The following is a 22,638-nucleotide window of genomic DNA, read 5'->3' on the forward strand; positions in this document are numbered from 1 at the left end:
ACTCGCTGGTGGGTTCAGAAAGGTCATCGACGCCGATGCCACGCCCCGTCTTCTTCCGCCCGGCCAACGGCTGGGTAGGAGACATCATCCCGTTCGAGAAGGACGGCAGGTTCTTCCTCTACTACCTCCATGAGCTCCGGGAGACGCCGAAGCCGGGGACGCCGTGGAACCTCGTCGTGACCGACGACCTCGTGACTTTCCGCGACCGCGGTGTCGCTCTTCCGGCCGGCAGCGCCGAGGATGCCGATTTCAACGCGTACACGGGAAGTGTCGTGGAGGGGCCGGACGGGCTCGTCCACCTGTTCTACACCGCACAGAACCCGCACCGGCTGGGCGCGGACGGGCTTCCGCTTCAGCTGGTCGCCCACGCGACGAGTTCGGATGGGATGGCGACGTGGGAGAAGCATCCCCGGCTGACGTTCGGTGCTCCATCGGGCTACGAGCCCGCTGATTGGCGTGACCCGTTCGTGTTCTGGGATGACGGAAAGGGGCTGTGGCGGATGCTGGTCGCCGCCCGTCACGCGGACGGCGCGGAGCGTCGCCGCGGCGTCATCGCGGAGCTGCGATCGACGGACCTGTACACCTGGACGCCGACAGCGCCGTTCTGGGATCCGCGCCGGTACATCACCCACGAATGCCCTGACGTGTTCCAGTGGGGTGACTGGTGGTACCTCGTCTACTCGGAGTTCTCGGAGTCGTTCACCACCCGGTACCGGATGGCCCGGACCCCGGACGGCCCGTGGGTCGTTCCCGATCACGACAGCATCGACGGCCGCGCGTACTACGCGGCGAAGACGGCGGAACGGGACGGCCGCAGGTTCTTCTTCGGGTGGATCGCCACCAAGGAGGGCGACGTCGACGACGGGCCCTGGCAGTGGGCCGGCACCATGTCGATCCTCGAGGCGACGCAACGTGGTGACGGGACGCTGGGCTTCGGATTCCCGCGGGAGCTCGTCGACAGCTTCGATGAGGAGGTTCCGCTGCGTTTCCCGGAGCCGCTGCCGGTCGGCTTCTCCACACCGGACGGGTACGCCGACACGGTGTCCATCGATGAGCTCCCGGACACCTTCTACGCTCGTGCGGAGATCGACATCGAGCCGGACACGACGGAGACGGGCTTCCTGCTGAGGGCGACCGAGGACGGCGACCGCTCCTACGTCCTCCGGTTGGAGCCCCGCCGGAACCGCGTCGTGTTCGACCGGTGGCCCCGGGAGCAGACCGGCGATGCTCAGTGGCACATCTCCGGCGACGTCCCGTTCGAAATCGAGCTGGAACGGCCCTGCACGCTGGAACCCGGTCGCCACACCGTGGAGATCATCGCCGACGACGACATCCTGGTCGCCGTCATCGACCGGGCGGTGTCGCTGAGCACCCGCATCTACGGCCACCCGGACGGGCGGCTCGGATTCTTCGCCGGAGAGGGCGGCGCGACCCTCCAGGCGCTTCACGTGTACCAGCGCGCCGACACCCTGCACCAGTAACCCGAACCGCCTAGCGATTCCAATCAAAGAAGATGGAGACACCATGAAGAAACTGCTCGGGACCATCGCCGCGACCGCGGCGGTCGCCCTCGCGCTCGCCGGTTGCAGCGGCGGAGGAGGAGGCAACGCCGGCAACGTGAACCCCAGCGGGGAGATCAAGCCGCGACAGATCTCCTGGCTGCTGTCCCGCCCTGCCGACGGCGGCGTGATCACCACTATGAAGCAGATCGCAGCCGACTACGCGAAGAAGCACCCCGGCTTCTCGCTGAACCTGATCACGACCCCGGATCGCCCCTCCTACATCCAGAAGTACGAGACCCTCGCTGCAGCCAACAAGCTTCCCGAACTGTTCGACACCGACGCCACCCCGTTCGCGGCGAAGCTGGCGAAGCAGGGCAGGATGATCGACGCGGAGAAGCTGCTGAAGAGCCTCGGCCTGTACGACGACTACCGGCCGGCTGCGCTGAACTATCAGCGTTTCGACGACGGGTCTCTGTACATGGTTCCGTTCGAGTTCCAGCTGGAGTTCTTCTGGTACAACAAGGCGCTGCTGGAGAAGGCGGGCGTGGCCGTGCCGACGTCGCTGGATGACATCCCGGCCATGTGCACCGCCCTGCGGAAGGCGGGGATCACCCCGATCGCGCTCGACGGTCAGGACCAGTGGCCGCTGGAGCGGTACATGGCCTATCACCCGTTCCGTACCGCCGGCCCCGACTACATCACCAAGCTGAAGAAGGGTGACGCCAAGCTCAGCGACTCCACCGGCACCGCCGCTGTCGACTGGCTGAACCAGCTCGGCCAGGCGAAGTGCTTCGAGGACGGGTTCTCCTCCACCGGCTACTCGGATGCGCAGGGTCTCTTCACCTCCGGGAAGGCGGCCATGTACAACATCGGCACGTGGGAGCTGGGCAGCCTCGCGACCGACAAGCTCGACCCGTCGGTCCGCTCCGACGTCGACTACTTCACGCTCCCGACCACGAAGGACTCGGTGACCGCGGCGAACGAGTACGTCTCTCCCTCCGGCATCGGCATGGCCGTGAACGCGAAGACTTTCGACCCGCTCGTGCGCGACTTCCTGAAGTACGCGCTGACCGAGTACCCGAAGCGGTACGCCGCGACCGGTGCGCTGTCTCCGACGTCGAATGTGGAGACGACCATCCCGGACAATGCGACCCCGTTGTACAAGAAGGCGGTCGACCAGGCGAACGATCTCGGTGACAAGATCGCCATGCCCTGGGACACGCAGCTCGACCCCACCTCCAACACCCGGTTGCAGCAGGAGCTGACCCTCCTCGTGCAGGGGAACATCAAGCCGGAGGAGTTCATCAGCACGATGGATCAGACGATTCAGCAGAACGGTCCGAAAGCGTTCAAGTAACCCGAGCTCGGTGAGGGCGGCGCATCCCCGGTGCCGCCCTCACCAGCCCTGAAAGGCATCCCATGCTTCCCAGCCGCTCCCGGCTCTCGGTGCTGGTCTTCCTGATCCCACCACTGGCGCTGTACTGCATCGCCGTGCTGTTCCCGATCCTGCAGTCGCTCTTCCTCTCCTTCTTCGAATGGGATGGGATCAGCGACCTCCAGTTCGTGGGAGTCGAGAACTACGTCCACATGTTCACGGGCGACACGGTGTTCTGGCGGGCGTTCTTCAACGCGCTCGGCTACCTGTTCATCTGCCTCGTGCTCCAGCTCGGCGGTGGCCTCGTCGTCGCCAGCCTGCTCACCTCCCTCCGCCGGGGACGGGAGTTCGTGAAGACGCTCTACCTGCTGCCCGCGGTGATCAGCACGGTTGCGATCGCGTTCCTGTTCGCCCGCATCTACTCGTCCGACCCTGTCGGCCTGCTGAACCAGGTGCTGCAGTGGGTGGGACTGGGCGACCTGGCTCGGCCGTGGCTGTCCGATGTGAACACGGTGCTGGCCGCGGTGTCCATCCCGGAAGGCTGGCGGTTCACCGGGCTGTATGTGCTGATCATCTATGCGGCTCTGATCGCTGTACCCGCCGAGCTGGAAGAGGCCGCCCGGCTCGACGGCGCGAACGCGTGGCGGATCTTCACCAAGATCCGGTTCCCGTACATCCGGCCGGTGTGGATCACCACGGTCATCATGGCGACCACCTACGCGTTGCGCGGCTTCGACATCCCGTACCTGCTCACCAACGGTGGTCCGGGCCAATCCTCCGAGCTCCTGACCACCTACATGTACAAGACCGCCTTCACCAGCACCAATTACGGATACGCCAGCAGCATCTCCGTCTTCATCGTCGTGGAGTGCCTGGTGGCCGTCGGTCTGATCTTCGTACTGCTTCGTCGAAAGGCCGACGCATGACCGCCCAGCTGACCCGCCCCGCTCCGTCACCGATCGCGACGGCGGCGCCGCGCCGACCGGTCCGCCGGCGGCGCCGGCCGAACATCTACCGCAGCCTCAACGGCGTGATCATCGCCGTCATCGTTGTCGTGCAGGTCTATCCGCTGGCCTGGCTGTTCCTCACCAGCGTCCGGACCGAGCACGACTTCACGACCGGAAACCCGTTCGCCCTGCCGACCTCGTTCACCCTCGACAATTACGCGCGCGCGTTCGGCACAGGCAATCTGGGCCTGAACATCCTCAACAGCTTCATCGTGACGATGGGCGCCAACATCCTCATCGTCATCTTGGGGATGATGGCCGCCTACGCCATCCAGGTCCTGGGATTCCGGTTCAGCCGGGCGGTGCGCGGGCTGTTCCTCATCGGGATCATCGTGCCGGTGCAGATCGCCCTCGTGCCGCTGTTCATCGACTATTCGTCGGTGAACCTGCTGGACACCTATCAGTCGATGATCATCCCGCTCGCCGGTTTCGCCCTGCCGATGTCGGTGTACCTGTTCTCCTCGTTCTTCGAGTACATCCCGCGCGAGACCTATGAAGCGGCATCCCTCGACGGCGCCGGCCCGTACCGGATCTTCGGCCAGATCACCTTCCCGCTGTCGGTGAACACGATCGTGACAGTGGTGCTGGTCAACAGCATCTTCATCTGGAACGACTTCATCTTCGCGAACACGTTCGTCCTCTCCGACGGGTTGAAGACGATCCCGCTGGGGCTGCAGAACTACATCGGCGCGATGGGGAAGGTCGATTGGACGGCCACGTTCGCCGCGGTCTGCGTCACCATCACCCCGCTGCTCCTGGTGTTCCTGGTGCTCAACAAGGCGATGCGGTACGGCTTGGAGAGCGGCGCGACCAAGGGGTGACGGCGTGCGCGTCGCTAAGCTGAAGCAGGAGGGGGCAATGACGTCCGAGACAACCCAGCATTCCGGGCATCCGGTGACGATGCGCGACGTGGCCGAAGCAGCCGGCGTCTCCATCGCGACGGTGTCGCTCGTGATCAACGACAAGAAGAACGCCCGCATCGGCGACGACGCTCGCAGGCGCGTCCGTGAGGCGATCCGCACCCTCGGCTACCGGCCGAATGCTCTCGCCAAGAATCTCGTCAGCGGGCATTCGAAGTTCATCGGCCTGGTCGCCGACGCGATCGCCACGACCCCGTTCGCCGGCCAGATCATCCACGGCGCTCAGGACGAGGCGTGGAAGCACGGGTACGTCCTCCTGGTCGCCAACACCGACGGCAACGCGGACGCCGAGCGCGAGGCGATCGGAATGATGCTCGAGCACAAGGTCCGCGGGATCCTCTACTCCACCTGGTACCACCGGGCGGCGGCCGTTCCTGAGTCGCTCCGTGAGACGGACTTCGTCCTCGTCGACTGCTTCTCGCCCGACGGCGACGCACCCGCCGTCGTCCCGGATGAGGTCCAAGGGGGTCGGGCAGCGACGCAGCTGTTGATCGACAGCGGTCACACGCGGATCGCCATCATCAACACGACGACACCGTCGCCGGCGCATGAAGGGCGCCTCCTCGGGTATCGCGAGGCGCTGGAGGATGCAGGCGTCGCTTTCGATCCGTCCCTGGTCTTCGACGCGCTGCCGGAGCAGGAAGGCGGATACGACTCGGTCGACGCCCTCCTCGCGAGCGGTGCGACCGCGGTCTTCTGCCACAACGACCGCGTCGCGATGGGGCTCTACGACGGTCTGCGCCGCCGGGGGCTCTCGATTCCGGAGGACATGGCCGTTGTCGGCTTCGACAACCAGGAAGTCATCGCCGCTCACCTGCGCCCCCCACTGACGACGGTCGCGCTCCCGCATTACGAACTGGGCGCAAAGGGTGTCCGGATGCTCCTGGGAGTGGACGAGCACCGACGCGACGAACTGGTGACCGTCGCGTGCCCGCCTGTTCTTCGCGAGTCGATCGGCGAAGCCCGCCGCGTGCCGACGGCGTAGCGCAACGCTCTCGCCCGACCTCGCGAAACTTCGCGCGGTGATTAAACGCTTGACCGCGCAATCTTGTGTCGACTAGAATCTGGTTAAGCGTTTAACCAGTTCATCGATGAACGGAAGCCCATGCGTGTCAACGAGCCCTCTCGCCACCTGATCACTCCACGACGCATCGTCAGCGGACTCGCAGCTCTCGCCGCGGCGGCAGCGCTCGTGATCGTGCCGGCAGCCACCTCCACCGCAGTGAATCCACCGGACCAATCGTTGCGGGCGCAGTACCATCTCACCCCGCCCGATCACTGGCTCTCCGACCCGCAGAGGCCGGTCTGGGCAAACGGAAAATACAACCTCTACTACCTGTACAGCAGCCCGAACAACAGTCCCGGGGGTTGGCGTCACGCCACGACGGTGGACAACGTCGTCTTCAAGGATCAGGGAGTCGCCATTCCCCTCGGCGGGGGTGGCACCTTCCCCGTATGGACCGGCTCGGGTGTGGTCGACACGAACAACACAGCCGGGTTCGGTGCCGGCGCCGTGGTCGTGCTCGCCACTCAGCCTCCCGGCGGTGACCGGTATCAACAGTCGCAGTACCTCTGGTACTCCACCGACGGTGGGGATACCTTCACCGCCTACGGGGCGCCGGTCATCGCCAACCCCGACGGCAATGACTGGTTCCGTGACCCGAAGATCGTGTGGGACAGCGCGCACAACACCTGGGTTGCCGTGATCGGCCGGCAGCAACAGCTGTGGTTCTACACCTCTCCGGACCTCAAGAACTGGACGTACAAGTCGCAGTTCGGATACTCGTCCCCGAACATCGGCGGCTTCGAATGCCCCGATATCTATCAGATCACTGCAGACGACGGTACGAGTCACTGGGTGCTCGCCGGCAGTATGCAGGGCGACTACTCCGGGCAGCCGGACACCTACGCCTACTGGACCGGCACCTGGGATGGAACGAATTTCATCACCGACGCCCGCGACCCGCAATGGCTCGACTACGGCTCCGACTGGTACGCCGCCGTCTCCTGGCCTGACCATGACAACCCGGACACATCCCGCTTCGCCCTCGGCTGGATGAACAACTGGAACTACGCGCCCAACGCCGTTCCCACCGATGCAAGCGACGGGTACAACGGCCAGATGTCGATCGTCCGCAAGCTCAACCTCGCGAAGAAGGGGACGACGTACAGCCTGATCTCGCAGCCGACCGCCGGCCTCGACGACATCGTCACCAAGACCGTGCATCCCGCCGACGTCACCGTGAACGGGTCCGCGGACCTCGACTATCACGGCTCGGCCTACGAACTCGACGCCGACATCTCCTGGCAGCAGCTGAACAACGTCGGCATTTCGATCGGTCAGTCCGCCGACGAGAGCAGGCACACCAACGTCGGTGTCTACCAGGGGAACGTCTACGTCGACAGGTCCGGCTCGAACCAGGCGGCGTACAGCTTCGGCTCAGCATTCCAGCACACTCAGGCTCCCATCGACCCGACGGCGAAGAGCGTCCACCTGCGCATCTTCGTCGACAGATCAAGTGTTGAAGTGTTTGTGAACGACGGCGAGCGCGTGCTTTCCAACAACGTGTTCTTCCAGTCTTCCGACCGTGGAGTCTCCCTGTACACCGACGGCGGCTCCGCCACCTTCTCCAACCTGACCATCAAGGAGTTTGCGAACACCTCCACCGCCGCCGCGCCGACAGCTCCTTTCGCAGACTTCGAGGGCGGCAGCTACGGCGCCTGGACAACAACCGGTGCCGCGTTCGGGAGCGGACCAGCCTCCGGCACTCTGCCCAACCAACAGCCGGTGAGCGGGTACGCGGGGAACAGACTGGTCAACAGCTTCAACGGCGGCGACGCCTCTACCGGAACGCTGACCTCACCGGCCTTCAACATCAACAAACCCTTCCTCAACTTCCTCGCCGGCGGAGGTGACCATCCAGCGCCGTCGTCCCTCTTCGCGGACTTCGAGGGGAGCACCTGGGGTGCCGGATGGACCGCAACCGGCGATTTCGCAGGGCAGGGCCCGTCCACTGAGACGCTTCCCGGCCAGGTCGGTGCGAAGGTGCTGGATACCTATGTCGGTGGTGGTGACGGATCGATGGGCACCATCACGTCGCCTGCCTTCACCATCACCCGGGACTACATCGACCTCCTGGTCGCAGGCGGGAACCATCCGTGGGGCGCCCCCGGTGCGACAGCGGTCAACCTCATCGTCGATGGCGCCGTCCACCGAACCGCAACAGGTGCCAACAGCTCCACCATGACGCCTGTCAGCTGGGACGTGCACAGTCTCATCGGCCACACCGCGCACATCCAGATCACCGATCAGACAACCACCGGATGGGGCCACCTCATGGTCGACCAGATCCTCGTGAGCAGTAGGCCAGGGGCGACAGTCGGGGAGCCCGACGACCAGACGACGGTGAACCTCATCGTCGGCGGAAAGACCGTTCGCACCAGCACAGGGCAGGACAGTGAGCACCTTGCCTGGTCCACCTGGGACGTGACAGACCTGCAAGGGCAGAACGCGACCGTTCAGATCATCGACCACAACACGGGAAGCTGGGGCCACATCGACGCCGACCAGTTCACGCTCGCGAACACCCCAGCCAACTGAGGTCGCCAGCGATTGCACGGTACGGTGAGGAGCCGCCTCGACGAAGGCGAAGGTGAAGAGGGGGCATGCCGGTGTTCAGCGAGACGGACCTGAGTCGCGCGGTGACCCATGCGTTGCGTCATGCGCCGGGCGAGTACGGGCTTGCGGTGGACAACGATGGCTGGGTGGAGATGCGGTCATTGGTGAATGCGCTGAGCGCGGCCGGCTTCGATGGTCTGACGGAGGACGCGGTGCTTCGGATGATCGCGAACTCGTCGAAGGTCCGGCACGAAGTCGTGGGCGACCGGATTCGCGCGACGTATGGTCATTCGATCCGCATTGCGGATGATCTCGTCAACCAGGAACCACCGGTGGAGCTCTTCCACGGCACGGTCGCCGAAGCGGTCAGCAGCATCCTGGAGGCGGGAATCCTGCCGATGAAGCGCCAGCATGTTCACCTCTCGCCGGATTCGGCAACGGCGCACGAGGTTGCTCGTCGGCACGGGACGGACACGGTCCTGCTGACCGTTCGAAGCCGCGAAGCGTTCGAGGCCGGTGTTCGATTCCAGCGGCGTGGAGAACTCATCTGGATTGCCGACGCCATACCGCCGGCATATGCCAGCCGGACAACGAGCGGACTCCGTGAAGAGAAGCCAGGCGGATGACTCCGTCCACCTTTCCCTACGACGCCTGCTCCCGCATCACCTGACGCAGCGCACGGCGCAGCTCGGCCTCGATGACGCGCGCCTGCTGCGCAGTGACGCCCTCGTTCTGGCTGCGGCGCTCGGAGCCGGCGCAGCGCTCGCCGTTCCCGGTGAAGTGGATCGCCGTCCGACCGTCCGCAAGCACCGGCTGCTGCTCGCCGCAGTGTGCGCATTCCCTGAACGTGAACGAGGTCATGAGACCACGCTACGGAGGGGGTATTTCGGCAGCGTTGCGCGTTGAAGAAGAGACGATGACGGGGTGAGCCCAATGTCGGTGGATCGCGCTACCGTCCACCCATGGACCTGCGCATCGAAGAGCTGTCGACGTCGAACCTGCGCGGGCTGCGCGACCTGCGGCTCGCGCCCGGCCAGGAGCGGTTCGTCGCGCCGGTCCTCGAGTCGATCGCCGAGGCGTACGTGACGCCGACGGCGTGGCCGCGCGCCATCGTCGGTGACGGTGAGGTGGTCGGCTTCGTGATGGCGAACTGGGATCCGGACAGCGAGCTGGAGGCGTTCCGCGCGGGCATCTGGCGGCTCAACGTCGACGAGAAGGCGCAAGGTCGCGGAGTCGGTCGGTTCGCCGTCAATGAGGTCGCCGCGGAGGCGCGGCGGCGCGGCATCCCGCGCATCACCGTGCTCTGGGAGCGCGGCGACGGCGGCCCTGAAGCCTTCTACCTCGCCTGCGGATTCGTCCCGACCGGGGAGGAGCTGTTCGGCGAGGTCGTGGGTGTGCTCGATCTGACCTGAGGTCGCGATGAGTCGCGCGCTGGATGTTCGCTCGGAACCGCGTGAATCGCTTCCCGTCGAAGCGTCAGCGATATATCGTTGACTATCGCTACCTGATCGAGGAGGCACCATGTCCAACTCATTCCCCACCGGCGGGTTCGGCGCCCGCATGGACCCGGACGCCATGTGGCAGGCGTTCGAACAACTGCGGTCGACGTTCGAGAAGAAGGTCGGCACCCGCATGGGCCGCGGCGATGTGCGCGCGGCCGTCCTCTCGCTGCTCAGCGAGAAGCCGATGCACGGCTACCAGATCATCCGCGAGATCGAGGAGCGCAGTGGAGGCAGCTGGAAGCCCAGCGCCGGCTCCGTCTACCCGACCCTGCAGCTGCTCGCCGACGAAGGGCTCATCTCGGCCGAGGAATCCAACGGGCGCAAGACCTACGCGCTGACCGAGGCGGGGCGCGAGGTCGCCGCCGCCGAGGCATCCACACCCTGGCAGACCGGCACGAGCGACTCCGGAACAACGACCGGAGAACGTCGCGGAGCCAACCTCCCGAAGGCCGGCGTCGAACTCGCCCAGGCGGCCGCGCAGGTGCACCGCAGCGGGACGGCCGAGCAGGTCAAGGAAGCCGCCGACGTGCTCGACGAGGCACGCCGGAAGCTGTACGCGATCCTCGCCCAGGGCTGACCGGGGTGACGTCGGACCAGGCGCCCGCCGCGCCGTCGAAGGCTCCGGCGGGGACGCCGGCCACCCGCGCGCGCTACCGCCGCATCCTCCGCTTCGCCGGCTGGAATCTCGCCGTGACCTGGTGGTACGAGCTGTTCCTGCCACGCATCGGGCTCGCCGGCGTCGCCGCGCGCAGCCGGTCGCGGCGGATGCGGCGGTTCGCGCAGCGGTTCCACGGGCTGGCCGTGGAGCTGGGCGGCCTGATGATCAAGGTCGGGCAGTTCATGTCCTCCCGGCTGGATGTGCTGCCGCCCGAGATCACCAGCGAGCTGGAGGGGCTGCAGGATGAGGTGCCGGCCGTCCCGTTCCCGGCGATCCGGGCGCTTGCGGAGGCCGAGCTCGGCGTGCCGCTGGAGAGCGCGTTCGCGTTCATCGACGAGACGCCGGTGGCCGCCGCATCCCTCGGGCAGGCCCACCGCGGGCGCCTCACCGCCGAGGTGGCGGCGGAAACCGGGCAGGACGCCGTGGTGCTCAAGGTGCAGCGTCCCGGCATCGACACCATCGTGGATGTGGACCTCGCCGCCCTGCGCAGGGTCGGGCGCTGGCTCAGCCATGTCCGGCTGGTCTCCGACCGCGTCGACGCACCCGGACTGGTGGAGGAGTTCGCGCGCACCAGCCTGCAGGAGATCGACTACCTGCACGAGGCCGCGAACTCCGAGCGGTTCGCCGAAGAGTTCGCCGGTGACGACCGCGTCGCCGTCCCTGCCGTGGTCTGGGAGCGGACCACCCGCCGGGTCCTCACCCTCCAGGACGTGACGGCGATCAAGATCACCGACGCCGACGCGTTGCGCGCCGCGGGCATCGACCCCGCCGAGGTCGCGCCGGTGTTCGCCGAGGTGATGTTCGACCAACTCTTCACCAACGGGTTCTTCCACGCCGACCCGCACCCGGGCAACATCTTCGTGACGCCGCGGCCCGCGGTGGCGGGGGAGCGACCCTGGCTGCTCACGTTCGTGGACTTCGGGATGATGGGCGAGGTTCCGGCGGGCACGCGCAGCGGCCTCCGCAAGCTGCTCATCGCCGCCGCCTCGCGCGACGGCAAGGGCCTGGTGGATGCGATCCGCGACGTGGGCGTGCTCCTCCCGACCGCCGACACGGCCGAGCTCGAGCGCGCGATGACCCACCTGTTCGCCCGGTTCGGCGGCATGGGATTCGCCGAGCTGCGCGAGGTCGACCCTCGCGAGTTCCGGGAGTTCGCGGTCGAGTTCGGCGACGTCGTCCGCTCGTTGCCGTTCCAGCTGCCCGAGAACTTCCTCCTCATCATCCGGGCGATGTCGCTGACCTCGGGCGTGTGCAGCGCGCTCGACCCGGCGTTCAACCTGTGGGACTCGGTCGAGCCGTATGCGGCCCAACTGCTCCGGGACGAGCGCGGCAACCTGGTGCAGGACCTCGGGCAGCAGGCGCTCGAGATCGCCGGGATCGCCTGGCGGTTGCCCAAACGATTGGATGCGCTGGTCACCCGGGTCGAGGACGGCACGGTGGCGGTCACCTCGCCTCGGCTCGAGCAGCGGGTCGGCCGGCTCGAGCGCGCGGCGCGACGTCTCGTCGCAGCGGTCGTCTTCGGAGGTGCGATCATCGCCGGAGCGATCGTGCACGCGTCGGACGCGGTGCTCGGCTCGGTGCTGATGATCGCGTCGGTCGTGCCTCTCGCATTCACCGTCTTCACAGGCCGGCGGGGGAGCTGAGCCGGAATACTGCCTGGTGAGCTTGCGTTTCATCCACCATGGCAACCACAGAGATCACGTCGACCAACCACGACCAGGCCGTCGCCGACGGCATCGTGCTTCTCGACTTCTGGGCCGACTGGTGCGGCCCGTGTCACATGTTCGCCCCGATCTTCGAGAAGGCGTCCGAGCAGCACTCCGACATCACGTTCGGCAAGATCGACACCGAGGCCCAGCAGGCCCTCGCCGCTTCCTACGGCATCCAGTCGATCCCGACCCTCGTCGCGTACCGCGACGGCATCCCGCTGTTCTCGCAGGCAGGCGCCCTCCCGGGCGAGGCCGTCGAGAACCTCATCGAGCAGATCCGCGCCCTCGACATGACCGAGGTCCGGAAGCAGTACGACGAGCTGAAGGCGGCGCAGCAGCAGAGCTGAGCGCGGCGACAGCCCCGGGCGCGGCCCCGTCATCCGACGGGGGCCGCGCCTTCGTCGTTTCGGAGGCGGTTCGCGCGGCACGGGATGGGGAATGCCTCCGTTTCCCGCTCGGCGGCGGCGTGTCGAGCCGGAAGTCCTCCGTTTCCGTCGCGGTGGGAAAGGGAGGACGCGGCGGCCGACACGCCGGGCGTGAGCGCGAAAGGGAGGGGCCCGTGGACCGAGCGGCCCGGGAGTCCTCCGTTTGCGGCGCGAGGGAAAGGGAGGTCGCGGCGGGCGACACGCCGGGCGGACGCGCGAAAGGGAGGAGCCGGCGGAGTGAGCCGCCCGGGAGCCCTCCGTTTGCGGCGCGAGGGAAAGGGAGGACGGGGCGAGCGACACGCCGGGCGCGGCCGGTACCGGCGGACTTGGGCTGGCCGGGGAGGCGGGACGTCCTTCCTTCGCGGCGGTCTGGGCCGGTGCGCGCCGGTCATTCCTCCGAAAGAGCGCGCTCGAGATCCGCGATCTCGCCGTCGAGCCCGTTGGCGCCTCCGATGCGGAAGCGCCGGAGTTGCGCCGAGTAGACCGCCCGAGCGGAGTCGGTGTCGCACTCGAGCAGAGCGGCGATACGGGAGACGGCAGCCCGGTCGTCCGGGGCGTCCGCGACAGCGTCGACCACCTCTGCGATCGCTTCACGGGCGCTGCGCAGCGCCCGCAGCATCCGCAGGCGCTCGGCCGTGGTCATGCCCGGATGGGGCGGGGCACCCAAGGGGTTCGTGCGCGGACGATGCGCCTCGATCACCTCGGCTGTGAGGTCGACCCGCAGCGGCTCGGACGTCAGCCGAAGATCGGGGGTGTACGCCACGATGTCGTGCGGCCCCGGCTTCAGGTCGCGCCACCGGCCGCTCTCGATGCGTGCGGTCACCCGTGCGTAGTCGCCGGGATCGAGCGGTACCGTGCCGCCATCACCGGTCCAACCGAAGTAGAGGTCGCTGACACCGCCGACGGCGGGCACGATCGACGCGAACGTGTTGAACGTGTCGCCGGTGGGCAGCCAGCGGGTCGACCCCTCGTTGACGATGTCGATCGACAGGCGATCGACGTCGGCCAGCTCGCGCGTCACTGCCGGCCAGCGGAGCACCAGGCCGCCGCGGCGTTCGGCGACGCTGGGGCGGACCGGCAGCGCATGCGGATAGAACGAGACTCGCGCGGGAGCCCCATCCCGTGCGCCATACACCTGCCCAACCGACCACGACCGATGGTCGCTGGAGACGGGTGCGCCGATCAGCAGGGGAACCCGCGCGGCAGGCGGCGGGCCGAGAACGCGCCAGCCGTTCGGCACGACGTCCCCGCCCTCGGACTCGGAGACCCCGAGCCGCGCCAGCAGCCCGACAAGCGGTTCGCCCTCGCCCGTGAGCGCCTCCGCGTCGACGTCGTACGAGCCGATCTGCGGCGACGTGTCGTCCCTCACTCGACCACCCTGTCGCTCGCGGGCGAATCGCCGGACGCGCCCCGCGCATCCCGGATGCCGTCCGCCACCCCGCGGCGGACCACCCAGTAGAGCGCGTACAGAGCAGCGCCGGAGAGGGTAACGGTCAGAGCGAAAGCGCTGAACGGATCCACGTCAGCTCTCCGGGACGCCGGTTTCGTCGGCTTCCGCATCCGCGCGCATCCCGAGCAGGCGGGCGATGTACGCCATCACCACCGAGGCGGCGATCAGGGCGATCCCGAGCGGCAGCAACGTCTGCCGGATGAGGTCGAGCACCACAGTCAACGCCGTGAGCATCCCCTGGTCCACACGGGTGGATGCATTCACCTGCACGGTGAGCGCATAGCCGACCTGCGGCAGCAGCATGTTCAGGAGCAGTCCCGCCGCAGCGAGGCCGATGCCCCACCACAGCACCACTTTCGGTCGCAGCCTGGATTCGGTCACGAGCGTCCCCCTTCGTCGCGGCGTCCGTGTCGAGACTAGCGGGCCACGCGCCTGTCGCGGCAGAACCGTCGGGACGAACGCGTTACTCGGCCGCGTCCGCCGAACTGCTCCCGCGCACGACGAGCTCCGGCTGGTACAGCACATGTCGGGGCTCGAGCTCCGGGTCCTGCGCCTCCTCGATGAGGATCTCGACGCCGGTGCGACCGATCAGAGCGCTGGGCTGCCGGATGGACGTGAGCGGCACGACGGACGCGCTCGCGAACATGATGTCGTCGTAGCCGACGAGCGAGATGTCCTCGGGGATGCGGATGCGGCCGTTGATGAAGAGCCCCTGCAGCAGTCCGACGGCGATGAGGTCGTTGGCGGCGAAGACGGCGTCCGGGCGGCGGTTCGCGCTCCGCTGGACCAGCTCCTCTCCGGCCCGTCGTCCCTCCAGCACGGTGAGGGCGTCGACCGGGACGACTTCGAGGGAGACGCCCGGGTGCTTCTCGACCTCCTGCCGAGCCCCCGCGAGGCGGTCGCTCACCTGGCGGATCTGCAGGGGGCCGCCGACGAACGCGAGCCGCGTCCGTCCCGATCGGATGAGGTGGGCCGCCGCGAGAGCGCCCCCGGCCACGTCGTCGACCGAGACGGAGCTGAACGAGTCGTCGCTGCTCACGCGGTCGACCAGGACGGCGGCGATTCCGCGATCCCGCAGCTGCCGCAGCCGGCGTGCGGGGTCGCCGACGGGGGAGAGCAGCACGCCGCGCACACGCAGCTCTTCGAACAGGTTGAGGTATCCCGACTCGCGGGTCGTGCTCTCGTTGCTGTTGCCGACGATGACGCTGTAGCCGGCGTCCGCGGCCGCATCCTCCGCCGCCGTGGCGAGGTCGGTGAAGAACGGGTTGCCGCCGCTCAGTGTGACGAGCCCGAGCGCCTGGCTGTGCCCCAGCCGCAACTGTCGCGCGGCCTCGTTGCGCACGTAGGAGAGCTTCTGCATGGCCGACATCACGCGCTCGACGGTCTCGGGCGCGACGATCTCCGGACGGTTGAGCACGTTCGAGACGGTGCCCACCGAGACCTGCGCCAGTGCGGCGACGTCTTTCACGCTTGCGGAAGCCATGCGATTCCTCCCTGGCTGCGATCGTAGCGGATGGATGCATTGAATCGATCAATCCTGCAGGATCAGAACGCGTGTCTTGAATCGTTATATTCCGCGCTTGACGGGAGCCGACGAATGCATTTATGGTCAGTGAAGCGTTTCAAGCGGACCCGAAAATTCCCCCGGGGCGTCGACGCTCACAAAATACAAGGAGGTATTTGATGTTCTCTCGGAGGACGGCGACACGGGTCGCCGCCACGCTCGGCGGCGTCGCGCTCATCGGCGCTGCTCTGGCCGGCTGCAGCTCATCCGGCGGGTCCGGCAGCACCACCATCTCCCTGCTCGCCGCAGGCAACGACCCGGCCAGCACCAGCTTCGCGAAAGACCTGTCCAAGGCATTCCACAAGGCCAACCCGTCCATCACCGTCAAGGTCGAGACCCGCCCCGGCGGAACCGACGGCGACAACCTGGTGAAGACGCGCCTGTCGACGGGAGACATGAACGACGTCTTCCTGTACAACTCCGGATCGCTGTTCCAGGCTCTTCGCCCGGACAGCCAGCTCCAGCCCCTCACCGACGAGTCGTGGGCGAAGGATGTGACGGACGACTTCAAGAACTCCGTCAGCACCGACAAGGGTCTGTACGGAGCGCCGACCGGCACCACCTTCAACGGCGGCATCATGTACAACAAGAAGGTCTACGAGAAGCTCGGGCTCACCGTTCCGAAGACCTGGAGCGAGTTCATCTCGAACAGCGAGAAGATCAAGGCCGCCGGAATCGCGCCGATCATCCAGTCGTACGGCGACACCTGGACCAGCCAGCTCTTCGTGCTCGGCGACTTCGCCAACGTGAGCGCGCAGGACCCGAACTGGGCGAAGGATTACACAGCCAACAAGGCCGACGCCAAGTATTCGAAGGAACCGGCGTTCGCCGGGTTCGAGCACACCCAGGAGGTCTTCGAGAAGGACCTGCTGAACAAGGACTACGCGTCGCTCACCAACGTGAACGCCCTGAAGATGCTGGCGACCGGTGAGGGCGCGCAGTATCCGATGATCACCGCGGTCATCAGCAACGTGCTGCAGAGCAACCCGGACCAGATCAACGACATCGGCTACTTCGCGATGCCCACCGACGCGGGCGAGCCGCACGCGACCGTCTGGGAGCCCACCGCGGCGTACATCCCGAAGTCGACGTCGGGCGACAAGCTGACGGCCGCGAAGAAGCTGGTGGCCTTCATCAACACGTCCGAGGGATGCGACATCCAGAACAGCGCGGGCACCCCCGCCGGGCCGTTCGCGATCAGCACCTGCACGATCCCCGACGACGCCCCTGCGCTCGTCAAGGACGAGCTGGCCTACCAGGACGCCAAGAAGACCGGGCTCGCGCTCGAGTTCCTCTCGCCGATCAAGGGCCCGAACCTGGAGAAGATCCTGATCCAGGTCGGCTCCGGAATCTCCTCGGCCAAGGAGGGCGCCGCCCTCTACGACCAGGACGTCAAGGCCCAGGCCCAGCAGCTGGGGCTCAAGGGCTGGTGAACCGCCCGGCCGGGTCGGCGGATGACGTCGGCCCGGCCGCAGGCACCACCAAACGGCCACACGAGACACTCGACGAGGAGCGGACATGTCGACGGCTACCCCTTCGACCGCGGCACAGGCGGCCGAGATCCTGACGGACGTGAGGAGTCCAGGAGGGAGGAGGCCCGGCGGGCGGAAGTCCGCGCGCAAGGCCATGCGGTCGCACTACCCGACCTGGTTCTTCATCCCGGCGCTGGTGCTCTACGCGGTCTTCTTCGCCATCCCGTCGCTGTCGTCGTTCTACTTCTCGCTCACGCGGTGGTCGTTGTTCGACGCCCAGTTCATCGGGTTCGCGAACTACGTCCAGTTCTTCCAGGATCCGCAGCTCTACACCAGTTTCATCCACACGCTCGTGTACGCGGTCCTCACCTCCGGAGCCAAGGTCATCATCGGCTTCTTCCTCGCCCTGCTGCTGACCTCCCCGGTCGTCGGCCGCGGCTACCTCCGGGCGATCGTGTTCTTCCCGGTGCTGCTGTCGACGATCGGCGTCGGCATCCTGTGGAAGGCACTGCTCGACCCGTTCCACGGCATGGTCAACGGGGTGCTCGGGTTCTTCGGGCTCCCGCAGCCCGGCTGGTTCACCGACCCGAACCTGGCGCTCTACACGATCGCCGGCGTCGACATCTGGAAGGGCGTCGGCATCGCGACGCTCATCTTCATGGCCGGCATCGTCGCCATCCCCGGCGAGTACTTCGAGGCGGCGAGGATGGACGGGGCCAGCGGCTGGCGCATCCTGCGGGACATCACCATCCCGCTCAGTCGCGGTGCGACAGCGACGGTCATCATCCTCTCGCTCATCGGCGGGCTGCGCTCGTTCGACATCATCTGGGCGACCACCGGCGGCGGTCCTGGCTTCACCAGCGACGTGCTCGCGTCGGTGATCTACAAGCAGTACCAGGCGGGCTTCTACGGCCTCTCGACCGCCGGCAACGTCGTGCTGTTCCTGGTCGTGACGATCATCATGGTGCCGCTGTCGTACTTCCTGAACAGAAAGCAGGTGGAGCTGTGAAGCGGCAGCGCATCCGTTCCTGGACGATCGGGATCATCGCGATCGCGGTCTCCGTCATCGTCTTCCTGGTCCCGCTCGCCTTCGTGCTCCTGCAGGCGGCGAAGACGCCGGACGACGCTTCCAGCCTCGCCTTCACCTGGCCGAAGGAATGGAGCTTCTTCCCGAACCTCGTCGCGGTGCTGGAGAGCGGCGACGGCCTCATCTGGCGCGCGTTCTTCAACTCGGCCGTCCTGACCGTCTTCTCGGTCACGCTCATGGTGATCATCGCGGCGATGGCCGGGTACGTACTCGCCCGCAAGCGCAGCAAGTGGGGCCCGGTCGTCAACTTCTTCGTCCTCGCCGGCCTGATCGTGCCGCCGGCGGTCGTGCCCACGATCTGGGTGCTGCAGGGGCTCGGGCTGTTCAAGACGATGCCGGGCATGATCCTGATCGAGACCACCTTCGGGCTGTCGTTCTCGATCCTGATGTTCCGCGCGTTCTTCGGGACCGTCCCCCGCGAGGTCGACGAGGCCGCCGTGCTCGACGGTGCCGGACGGGTGCGGATGTTCTTCCAGGTCATCCTCCCGCTGCTCCGGCCGGTCATCGTGACGGTCATCGTCGTGCAGTCGGTGTTCGTCTTCAACGACTTCCAGAACCCGCTGTACTTCCTCCCCGGCGCCGACAACGCGACGGTCCAGACGACGCTGTACAGCTTCGCGGGGCAGAACCTGAGCTTCTACAACCTGCTCTTCATGGACTTCCTTCTCATCACCATCCCGCCCCTCGTCGCCTACATCTTCTTCAACCGGCAGATCATCGCCGGCATGACGAGCGGCGCGGTCAAGGGCTGACCGCCATGCCCGCCGACGCTGCTATGAGCACAGACACCGCCATGAGCACCGCATCCGCGAACGACACGACACAGAACCGGAGAGACAACGCAATGAACTGGCACGCCCGCATGATCGCCGCTGGAGAGACCTTCGACGGAGCACCGCTGCTCCGACGCGAGTTCGCGCTCGAGACGGGACACGGGGCGGTGACGCGTGCGACGCTGCACCTCACCGCGCACGGCATCGTCGAGGCCTGGATCAACGGCCGCCCGGTGTCCGGAGACCTGCTCACCCCCGGCTGGAGCGCCTACGAGTGGCGCCTCCGGTACGCGGACTACGACGTGACCGAGCTGCTCGAGGACACGTCGGTGCTCGGGCTCGCCCTCGGCAAGGGCTGGTTCGGCGGCCGCCTCGGCTGGGCCGGCGGCGGCTCGTACTACGGCGACAGCCTCGGTGCGTTCGCCCAGCTGGAGGTCGAGTTCGCCGACGGCACGACGCAGCTCGTCGTGACCGACCAGGAGTGGACCTCCGGCCCCAGCGCCGTGCTCGCCAACGACCTGTACGACGGCGAGACGATCGACGCCCGCCTGCGCGACGACGCGTGGAAGCGCCCCGGCTTCTCGGGCGACGGATGGACCGGCGTGCGCGAGCTCGAATTCGACACGACGTCGCTGACGCCGTACATCGGCCCGCGGGTGACCCGCTGGGCGGCGCTGCCCGTGCAGGAGATCACGACCTCCCCGTCGGGCAAGACCCTGATCGACTTCGGCCAGAACCTGGTCGGCTGGATCAAGCTGCGAGTGCAGGGCGAGGCCGGAACGGAGATCGTCGTCCGGCACGCCGAGGTGCTGGAGCACGGCGAGCTGGGCACCCGTCCACTGCGCAGTGCGAAAGCCACCGACCGCTACATCCTGAGCGGCGGGGTCGACGAATTCGAGCCGACGTTCACCTTCCACGGCTTCCGCTACGCCGAGATCGAGGGATGGCCGGGCGAGCTGAAGGCGGAGGACCTGACGGCGATCGCGATCGGCTCCGAGCTGACGCGGATCGGCGAGTTCCGCACCTCCGACCCGCTGCTCAACCAGTTCCACGAGAACGTGGTGTGGGGGATGCGCGGCAACTTCGTCGACGTGCCCACCGACTGCCCGCAGCGCGACGAGCGTCTCGGCTGGACGGGCGACATCGCCGCGTTCGCGCCGACCGCGGCCTTCCTCTACGACGTCGACGGCTTCCTCTCGGACTGGCTGGTCGACCTCGACCTGGAGCAGCAGCACCACGACGGGATCGTCGGCTTCGTCATCCCCGACATCCTGAAGATGATCGACCAGCCGACGGACTTCGGTCCGGTCGATTCGACGGCGATCTGGAGCGACGCAGCGGTCTGGGTGCCGTGGACGCTGTACCAGGCGTACGGCGACGACGCGGTCCTGCGGCGGCAGTTCGGCTCGATGGCCGCCCACGTCCGCCGGGTGGAGTCGCTGCTCTCGCCCGCCGGCGTCTGGGACACCAGCTTCCAGTTCGGCGACTGGCTCGACCCGGACGCGCCGCCGGAGGACCCGGCTAAGGCGAAGGCCGACACGGGCGTCGTCGCGACGGCCTGCGCCTACCGCTCGGCGACGATCGTCGCCGAGACCGCGAAGCTGCTCGGCCGCACCGAGGAGCAGGCAGAGTTCGAGGCCCTGGCCGCGCGCCTGCGTCAGGCGTTCAACGCCGAGTACGTGCGCGACGGCGTCGTGAAGAGCGACTGCACGACCGTGTACGCCCTCGCCATCGTCTTCGGGCTGCTGAGCGTCGCGGACGAGGAATTCGCCGGCACCCGGCTCTCCGAGCTGGTCGCCGAGGCCGGCTACCGCATCTCGACCGGATTCGCGGGCACGCCGTTCATCACCGACGCCCTCACGCAGACCGGCCACCTGGATGACGCCTACCGACTCCTGCTCGAGCGCGAGTGCCCGTCGTGGCTGTACCCGGTGACGATGGGTGCGACGACGGTCTGGGAGCGCTGGGACTCGATGCTGCCCGACGGCACGATCAACCCGGGCGAGATGACGAGCTTCAACCACTACGCCCTCGGCGCCGTGGCCGACTGGATGCACCGCGTCGTCGGCGGCCTGTCGGCCCTGGAGCCCGGCTACGCCCGCGTGCTCGTCGCACCGCAGCCCGGCGGCGGTCTGACCGAGGCAGAGACCTCGCTGGCCACCCCGCACGGCACGGTCAGCGTGCGGTGGTCGCTCGACGGCGACGACCTCACCGTCGAGGCCGAGCTTCCCGACGGCGTGGAGGGTGTGCTCCGGCTCCCCGGACGCGACGACCAGACCATCGGCGCCGGGCGCACGACCGAGACGACCGCCCTCCCGGCGGTCGCCGACGTGGCCCGCTGACCGGCGACCGCTCCGACCACAACCGCGGCCGCGCATCCCGCAGCGGCAGAGAGAAAGCGAAACTCCCATGACCCTCCCCGTCGAGATCCGGGACCAGCTGGCGCTGCAGGCGATCGAGCTGCCGAGCTGGGCGTTCGGCAACTCGGGCACGCGGTTCCGCGTGTTCGGGACGCAGGGCACTGCGCGTGACCCGTTCGAGAAGATCTCGGATGCCGCGCAGGTGCACAAGCACACCGGGCTCGCGCCGACGGTCGCGCTGCACATCCCGTGGGACCGGGTCGATTCGTACGCCGATCTGCGTAACCACGCGGAGGACAACGGGGTCGAGCTGGGGACGGTGAATTCGAACACGTTCCAGGACGACGATTTCAAGTTCGGTTCGGTCACTCACGCGGATGACCGGATCCGGCAGAAGGCGATCGATCACCATTTCGAGTGCATCGATGTGATGAACGAGACGGGGTCGCGGGATCTGAAGATCTGGTTGGCGGACGGGACGAACTATCCGGGGCAGGATTCGATGCGTGCCCGGCAGGATCGGCTGGCGGACAGTCTGCAGAAGATCTACGAGCGGATCGGTGAGGGTCAGCGGCTGGTGCTGGAGTACAAGTTCTTCGAGCCGGCGTTCTATCACACGGATGTTCCGGACTGGGGGACCAGCTTCGTTCAGACGCAGGCGCTGGGCGACCGGGCGGTGGTGTGCCTGGACACCGGCCATCACGCGCCGGGGACGAACATCGAGTTCATCGTGATGCAGCTGCTGCGGCTGGGGAAGTTGGGGTCGTTCGACTTCAACAGCCGGTTCTACGCCGATGACGACCTGATCGTGGGCGCGGCGGACCCGTTCCAGCTGTTCCGGATCATCTTCGAGGTGATCCAGGGCGGCGGATACGCGAACCCGGAGGTCGCGTTCATGCTGGACCAGTGCCACAACCTGGAGGCGAAGATCCCGGGCCAGATCCGGTCGGTGCTGAACGTGCAGGAGGCCACGGCGAAGGCGTTGCTGGTGGACACCGAAGCCCTGGCCGCCGCGCAGGCCGCGAACGACGTGCTGGCCGCGAACACGGTGTTCATGGATGCGTTCAACACGGACGTGCGCGCCGACCTGGCCGCATGGCGGGAGTCGCGCGGGCTACCGGCCGACCCGATGGCCGCGTACAAGGCCTCCGGGTACCAGGAGAAGATCGAGGCCGACCGCGTCGGCGGCACCCAGGCCGGATGGGGGGCCTGAGC

General features: G+C 67.3%; 21 protein-coding genes. 16 read left to right on the top strand and 5 right to left on the bottom strand.

Annotated elements, in window-relative coordinates; translation table 11 throughout:
• Window positions 1–35 precede the first annotated feature (35 nt).
• From AXZ95_RS06465 to AXZ95_RS06495, 7 genes are all read left to right on the top strand, one after another.
• Window positions 36–1,481 carry a GH32 C-terminal domain-containing protein gene (locus AXZ95_RS06465; RefSeq protein ID WP_018190206.1) on the top strand — a complete coding sequence of 482 codons (1,446 nt, stop codon included), beginning with the start codon at window positions 36–38 and terminating at the stop codon, window positions 1,479–1,481.
• Window positions 1,482–1,524: 43 nt separating this feature from the next.
• Window positions 1,525–2,859: an ABC transporter substrate-binding protein gene (locus AXZ95_RS06470; protein WP_018190207.1), complete on the top strand. Its 1,335-nt coding sequence runs from the start codon at window positions 1,525–1,527 to the stop codon at window positions 2,857–2,859.
• 62 nt (window positions 2,860–2,921) lie between these two features.
• Window positions 2,922–3,803, top strand: coding sequence for a sugar ABC transporter permease (locus AXZ95_RS06475; RefSeq protein WP_018190208.1), 882 nt, complete (start codon window positions 2,922–2,924; stop codon window positions 3,801–3,803).
• On the top strand, window positions 3,800–4,705 hold the full coding sequence (locus AXZ95_RS06480) for a carbohydrate ABC transporter permease (RefSeq protein WP_018190209.1): 906 nt from the start codon (window positions 3,800–3,802) through the stop codon (window positions 4,703–4,705). The genes AXZ95_RS06475 and AXZ95_RS06480 overlap by 4 nt, the downstream gene beginning before the upstream one ends.
• A gap of 37 nt (window positions 4,706–4,742) precedes the next feature.
• The gene (locus tag AXZ95_RS06485; protein ID WP_018190210.1) at window positions 4,743–5,789 is read left to right on the top strand and encodes a LacI family DNA-binding transcriptional regulator; all 1,047 of its coding nucleotides are present in this window, start codon (window positions 4,743–4,745) and stop codon (window positions 5,787–5,789) included.
• A gap of 120 nt (window positions 5,790–5,909) precedes the next feature.
• Window positions 5,910–8,405 (top strand): GH32 C-terminal domain-containing protein, encoded by a 2,496-nt coding sequence (locus AXZ95_RS06490; protein WP_018190211.1) that lies wholly within the window; start codon window positions 5,910–5,912, stop codon window positions 8,403–8,405.
• 65 nt (window positions 8,406–8,470) lie between these two features.
• On the top strand, window positions 8,471–9,049 hold the full coding sequence (locus AXZ95_RS06495) for an RNA 2'-phosphotransferase (protein WP_018190212.1): 579 nt from the start codon (window positions 8,471–8,473) through the stop codon (window positions 9,047–9,049).
• Window positions 9,050–9,065: 16 nt separating this feature from the next.
• On the opposite strand, the gene AXZ95_RS06500 is transcribed toward AXZ95_RS06495, so the two are convergent.
• A complete protein-coding gene (locus AXZ95_RS06500) occupies window positions 9,066–9,284 on the bottom strand; it encodes a hypothetical protein (RefSeq protein WP_018190213.1) in 219 nt (72 codons plus the stop codon).
• 101 nt (window positions 9,285–9,385) lie between these two features.
• Here AXZ95_RS06500 and AXZ95_RS06505 point away from each other — a divergent pair, with 101 nt between their 5' ends.
• The 4 genes from AXZ95_RS06505 to trxA all read left to right on the top strand — a co-directional run bounded on the left by AXZ95_RS06505 (window position 9,386) and on the right by trxA (window position 12,639).
• Window positions 9,386–9,835 carry a GNAT family N-acetyltransferase gene (locus AXZ95_RS06505; protein WP_018190214.1) on the top strand — a complete coding sequence of 150 codons (450 nt, stop codon included), beginning with the start codon at window positions 9,386–9,388 and terminating at the stop codon, window positions 9,833–9,835.
• A gap of 109 nt (window positions 9,836–9,944) precedes the next feature.
• Window positions 9,945–10,502: a PadR family transcriptional regulator gene (locus tag AXZ95_RS06510; RefSeq protein ID WP_018190215.1), complete on the top strand. Its 558-nt coding sequence runs from the start codon at window positions 9,945–9,947 to the stop codon at window positions 10,500–10,502.
• A gap of 5 nt (window positions 10,503–10,507) precedes the next feature.
• Window positions 10,508–12,226 (top strand): AarF/UbiB family protein, encoded by a 1,719-nt coding sequence (locus tag AXZ95_RS06515; protein WP_018190216.1) that lies wholly within the window; start codon window positions 10,508–10,510, stop codon window positions 12,224–12,226.
• 38 nt (window positions 12,227–12,264) lie between these two features.
• Window positions 12,265–12,639, top strand: coding sequence for a thioredoxin (gene trxA, locus AXZ95_RS06520; RefSeq protein ID WP_018190217.1), 375 nt, complete (start codon window positions 12,265–12,267; stop codon window positions 12,637–12,639).
• Window positions 12,640–13,105: 466 nt separating this feature from the next.
• Here the strand turns inward: trxA and AXZ95_RS06525 are convergent, their stop codons facing one another.
• The 4 genes from AXZ95_RS06525 to AXZ95_RS06540 form a co-directional block, all read right to left on the bottom strand.
• On the bottom strand, window positions 13,106–14,086 hold the full coding sequence (locus AXZ95_RS06525) for a hypothetical protein (protein WP_018190218.1): 981 nt from the start codon (window positions 14,084–14,086) through the stop codon (window positions 13,106–13,108).
• On the bottom strand, window positions 14,083–14,238 hold the full coding sequence (locus AXZ95_RS06530) for a hypothetical protein (protein ID WP_018190219.1): 156 nt from the start codon (window positions 14,236–14,238) through the stop codon (window positions 14,083–14,085). The genes AXZ95_RS06525 and AXZ95_RS06530 overlap by 4 nt, the downstream gene beginning before the upstream one ends.
• A 1-nt stretch (window position 14,239) precedes the next feature.
• A complete protein-coding gene (locus tag AXZ95_RS06535) occupies window positions 14,240–14,548 on the bottom strand; it encodes a hypothetical protein (RefSeq protein WP_043742063.1) in 309 nt (102 codons plus the stop codon).
• 82 nt (window positions 14,549–14,630) lie between these two features.
• Window positions 14,631–15,650: a LacI family DNA-binding transcriptional regulator gene (locus AXZ95_RS06540; protein ID WP_026307099.1), complete on the bottom strand. Its 1,020-nt coding sequence runs from the start codon at window positions 15,648–15,650 to the stop codon at window positions 14,631–14,633.
• Window positions 15,651–15,850: 200 nt separating this feature from the next.
• Between AXZ95_RS06540 and AXZ95_RS06545 the strand changes: the two genes are divergently transcribed.
• The 5 genes from AXZ95_RS06545 (at window position 15,851) to rhaI (ending at window position 22,636) form a co-directional block, all read left to right on the top strand.
• Window positions 15,851–17,164 carry an ABC transporter substrate-binding protein gene (locus tag AXZ95_RS06545; protein ID WP_018190222.1) on the top strand — a complete coding sequence of 438 codons (1,314 nt, stop codon included), beginning with the start codon at window positions 15,851–15,853 and terminating at the stop codon, window positions 17,162–17,164.
• Between the two features lie 85 nt (window positions 17,165–17,249).
• A complete protein-coding gene (locus AXZ95_RS06550; RefSeq protein WP_026307100.1) occupies window positions 17,250–18,212 on the top strand; it encodes a sugar ABC transporter permease in 963 nt (320 codons plus the stop codon).
• Complete coding sequence (locus AXZ95_RS06555) at window positions 18,209–19,042, top strand: carbohydrate ABC transporter permease (RefSeq protein ID WP_018190224.1); 834 nt, start codon at window positions 18,209–18,211, stop codon at window positions 19,040–19,042. The genes AXZ95_RS06550 and AXZ95_RS06555 overlap by 4 nt, the downstream gene beginning before the upstream one ends.
• 92 nt (window positions 19,043–19,134) lie before the next feature.
• On the top strand, window positions 19,135–21,405 hold the full coding sequence (locus AXZ95_RS06560; protein WP_043742233.1) for an alpha-L-rhamnosidase: 2,271 nt from the start codon (window positions 19,135–19,137) through the stop codon (window positions 21,403–21,405).
• Between the two features lie 67 nt (window positions 21,406–21,472).
• Window positions 21,473–22,636 carry an L-rhamnose isomerase gene (gene rhaI, locus AXZ95_RS06565; RefSeq protein ID WP_018190227.1) on the top strand — a complete coding sequence of 388 codons (1,164 nt, stop codon included), beginning with the start codon at window positions 21,473–21,475 and terminating at the stop codon, window positions 22,634–22,636.
• Window positions 22,637–22,638: the final 2 nt, after the last annotated feature.

It is taken from the genome of Leifsonia sp. 115AMFTsu3.1 (assembly GCF_004362795.1).
GTDB lineage: Bacteria > Actinomycetota > Actinomycetes > Actinomycetales > Microbacteriaceae > Leifsonia.

Excerpts from the sequence above, each read along its gene's own strand:
- AXZ95_RS06465 (WP_018190206.1), top strand. The coding sequence starts at position 36 with ATGCCACGCCCCGTCTTCTTCCGCCCGGCCAACGGCTGGGTAGGAGAC.
- AXZ95_RS06470 (WP_018190207.1), top strand. The coding sequence starts at position 1,525 with ATGAAGAAACTGCTCGGGACCATCGCCGCGACCGCGGCGGTCGCCCTC.
- AXZ95_RS06475 (WP_018190208.1), top strand. The coding sequence starts at position 2,922 with ATGCTTCCCAGCCGCTCCCGGCTCTCGGTGCTGGTCTTCCTGATCCCA.
- AXZ95_RS06480 (WP_018190209.1), top strand. The coding sequence starts at position 3,800 with ATGACCGCCCAGCTGACCCGCCCCGCTCCGTCACCGATCGCGACGGCG.
- AXZ95_RS06485 (WP_018190210.1), top strand. The coding sequence starts at position 4,743 with ATGACGTCCGAGACAACCCAGCATTCCGGGCATCCGGTGACGATGCGC.
- AXZ95_RS06490 (WP_018190211.1), top strand. The coding sequence starts at position 5,910 with ATGCGTGTCAACGAGCCCTCTCGCCACCTGATCACTCCACGACGCATC.
- AXZ95_RS06495 (WP_018190212.1), top strand. The coding sequence starts at position 8,471 with ATGCCGGTGTTCAGCGAGACGGACCTGAGTCGCGCGGTGACCCATGCG.
- AXZ95_RS06500 (WP_018190213.1), bottom strand. The coding sequence starts at position 9,284 with ATGACCTCGTTCACGTTCAGGGAATGCGCACACTGCGGCGAGCAGCAG.
- AXZ95_RS06505 (WP_018190214.1), top strand. The coding sequence starts at position 9,386 with ATGGACCTGCGCATCGAAGAGCTGTCGACGTCGAACCTGCGCGGGCTG.
- AXZ95_RS06510 (WP_018190215.1), top strand. The coding sequence starts at position 9,945 with ATGTCCAACTCATTCCCCACCGGCGGGTTCGGCGCCCGCATGGACCCG.
- trxA (WP_018190217.1), top strand. The coding sequence starts at position 12,265 with ATGGCAACCACAGAGATCACGTCGACCAACCACGACCAGGCCGTCGCC.
- AXZ95_RS06540 (WP_026307099.1), bottom strand. The coding sequence starts at position 15,650 with ATGGCTTCCGCAAGCGTGAAAGACGTCGCCGCACTGGCGCAGGTCTCG.
- AXZ95_RS06545 (WP_018190222.1), top strand. The coding sequence starts at position 15,851 with ATGTTCTCTCGGAGGACGGCGACACGGGTCGCCGCCACGCTCGGCGGC.
- AXZ95_RS06550 (WP_026307100.1), top strand. The coding sequence starts at position 17,250 with ATGTCGACGGCTACCCCTTCGACCGCGGCACAGGCGGCCGAGATCCTG.
- AXZ95_RS06560 (WP_043742233.1), top strand. The coding sequence starts at position 19,135 with ATGAACTGGCACGCCCGCATGATCGCCGCTGGAGAGACCTTCGACGGA.
- rhaI (WP_018190227.1), top strand. The coding sequence starts at position 21,473 with ATGACCCTCCCCGTCGAGATCCGGGACCAGCTGGCGCTGCAGGCGATC.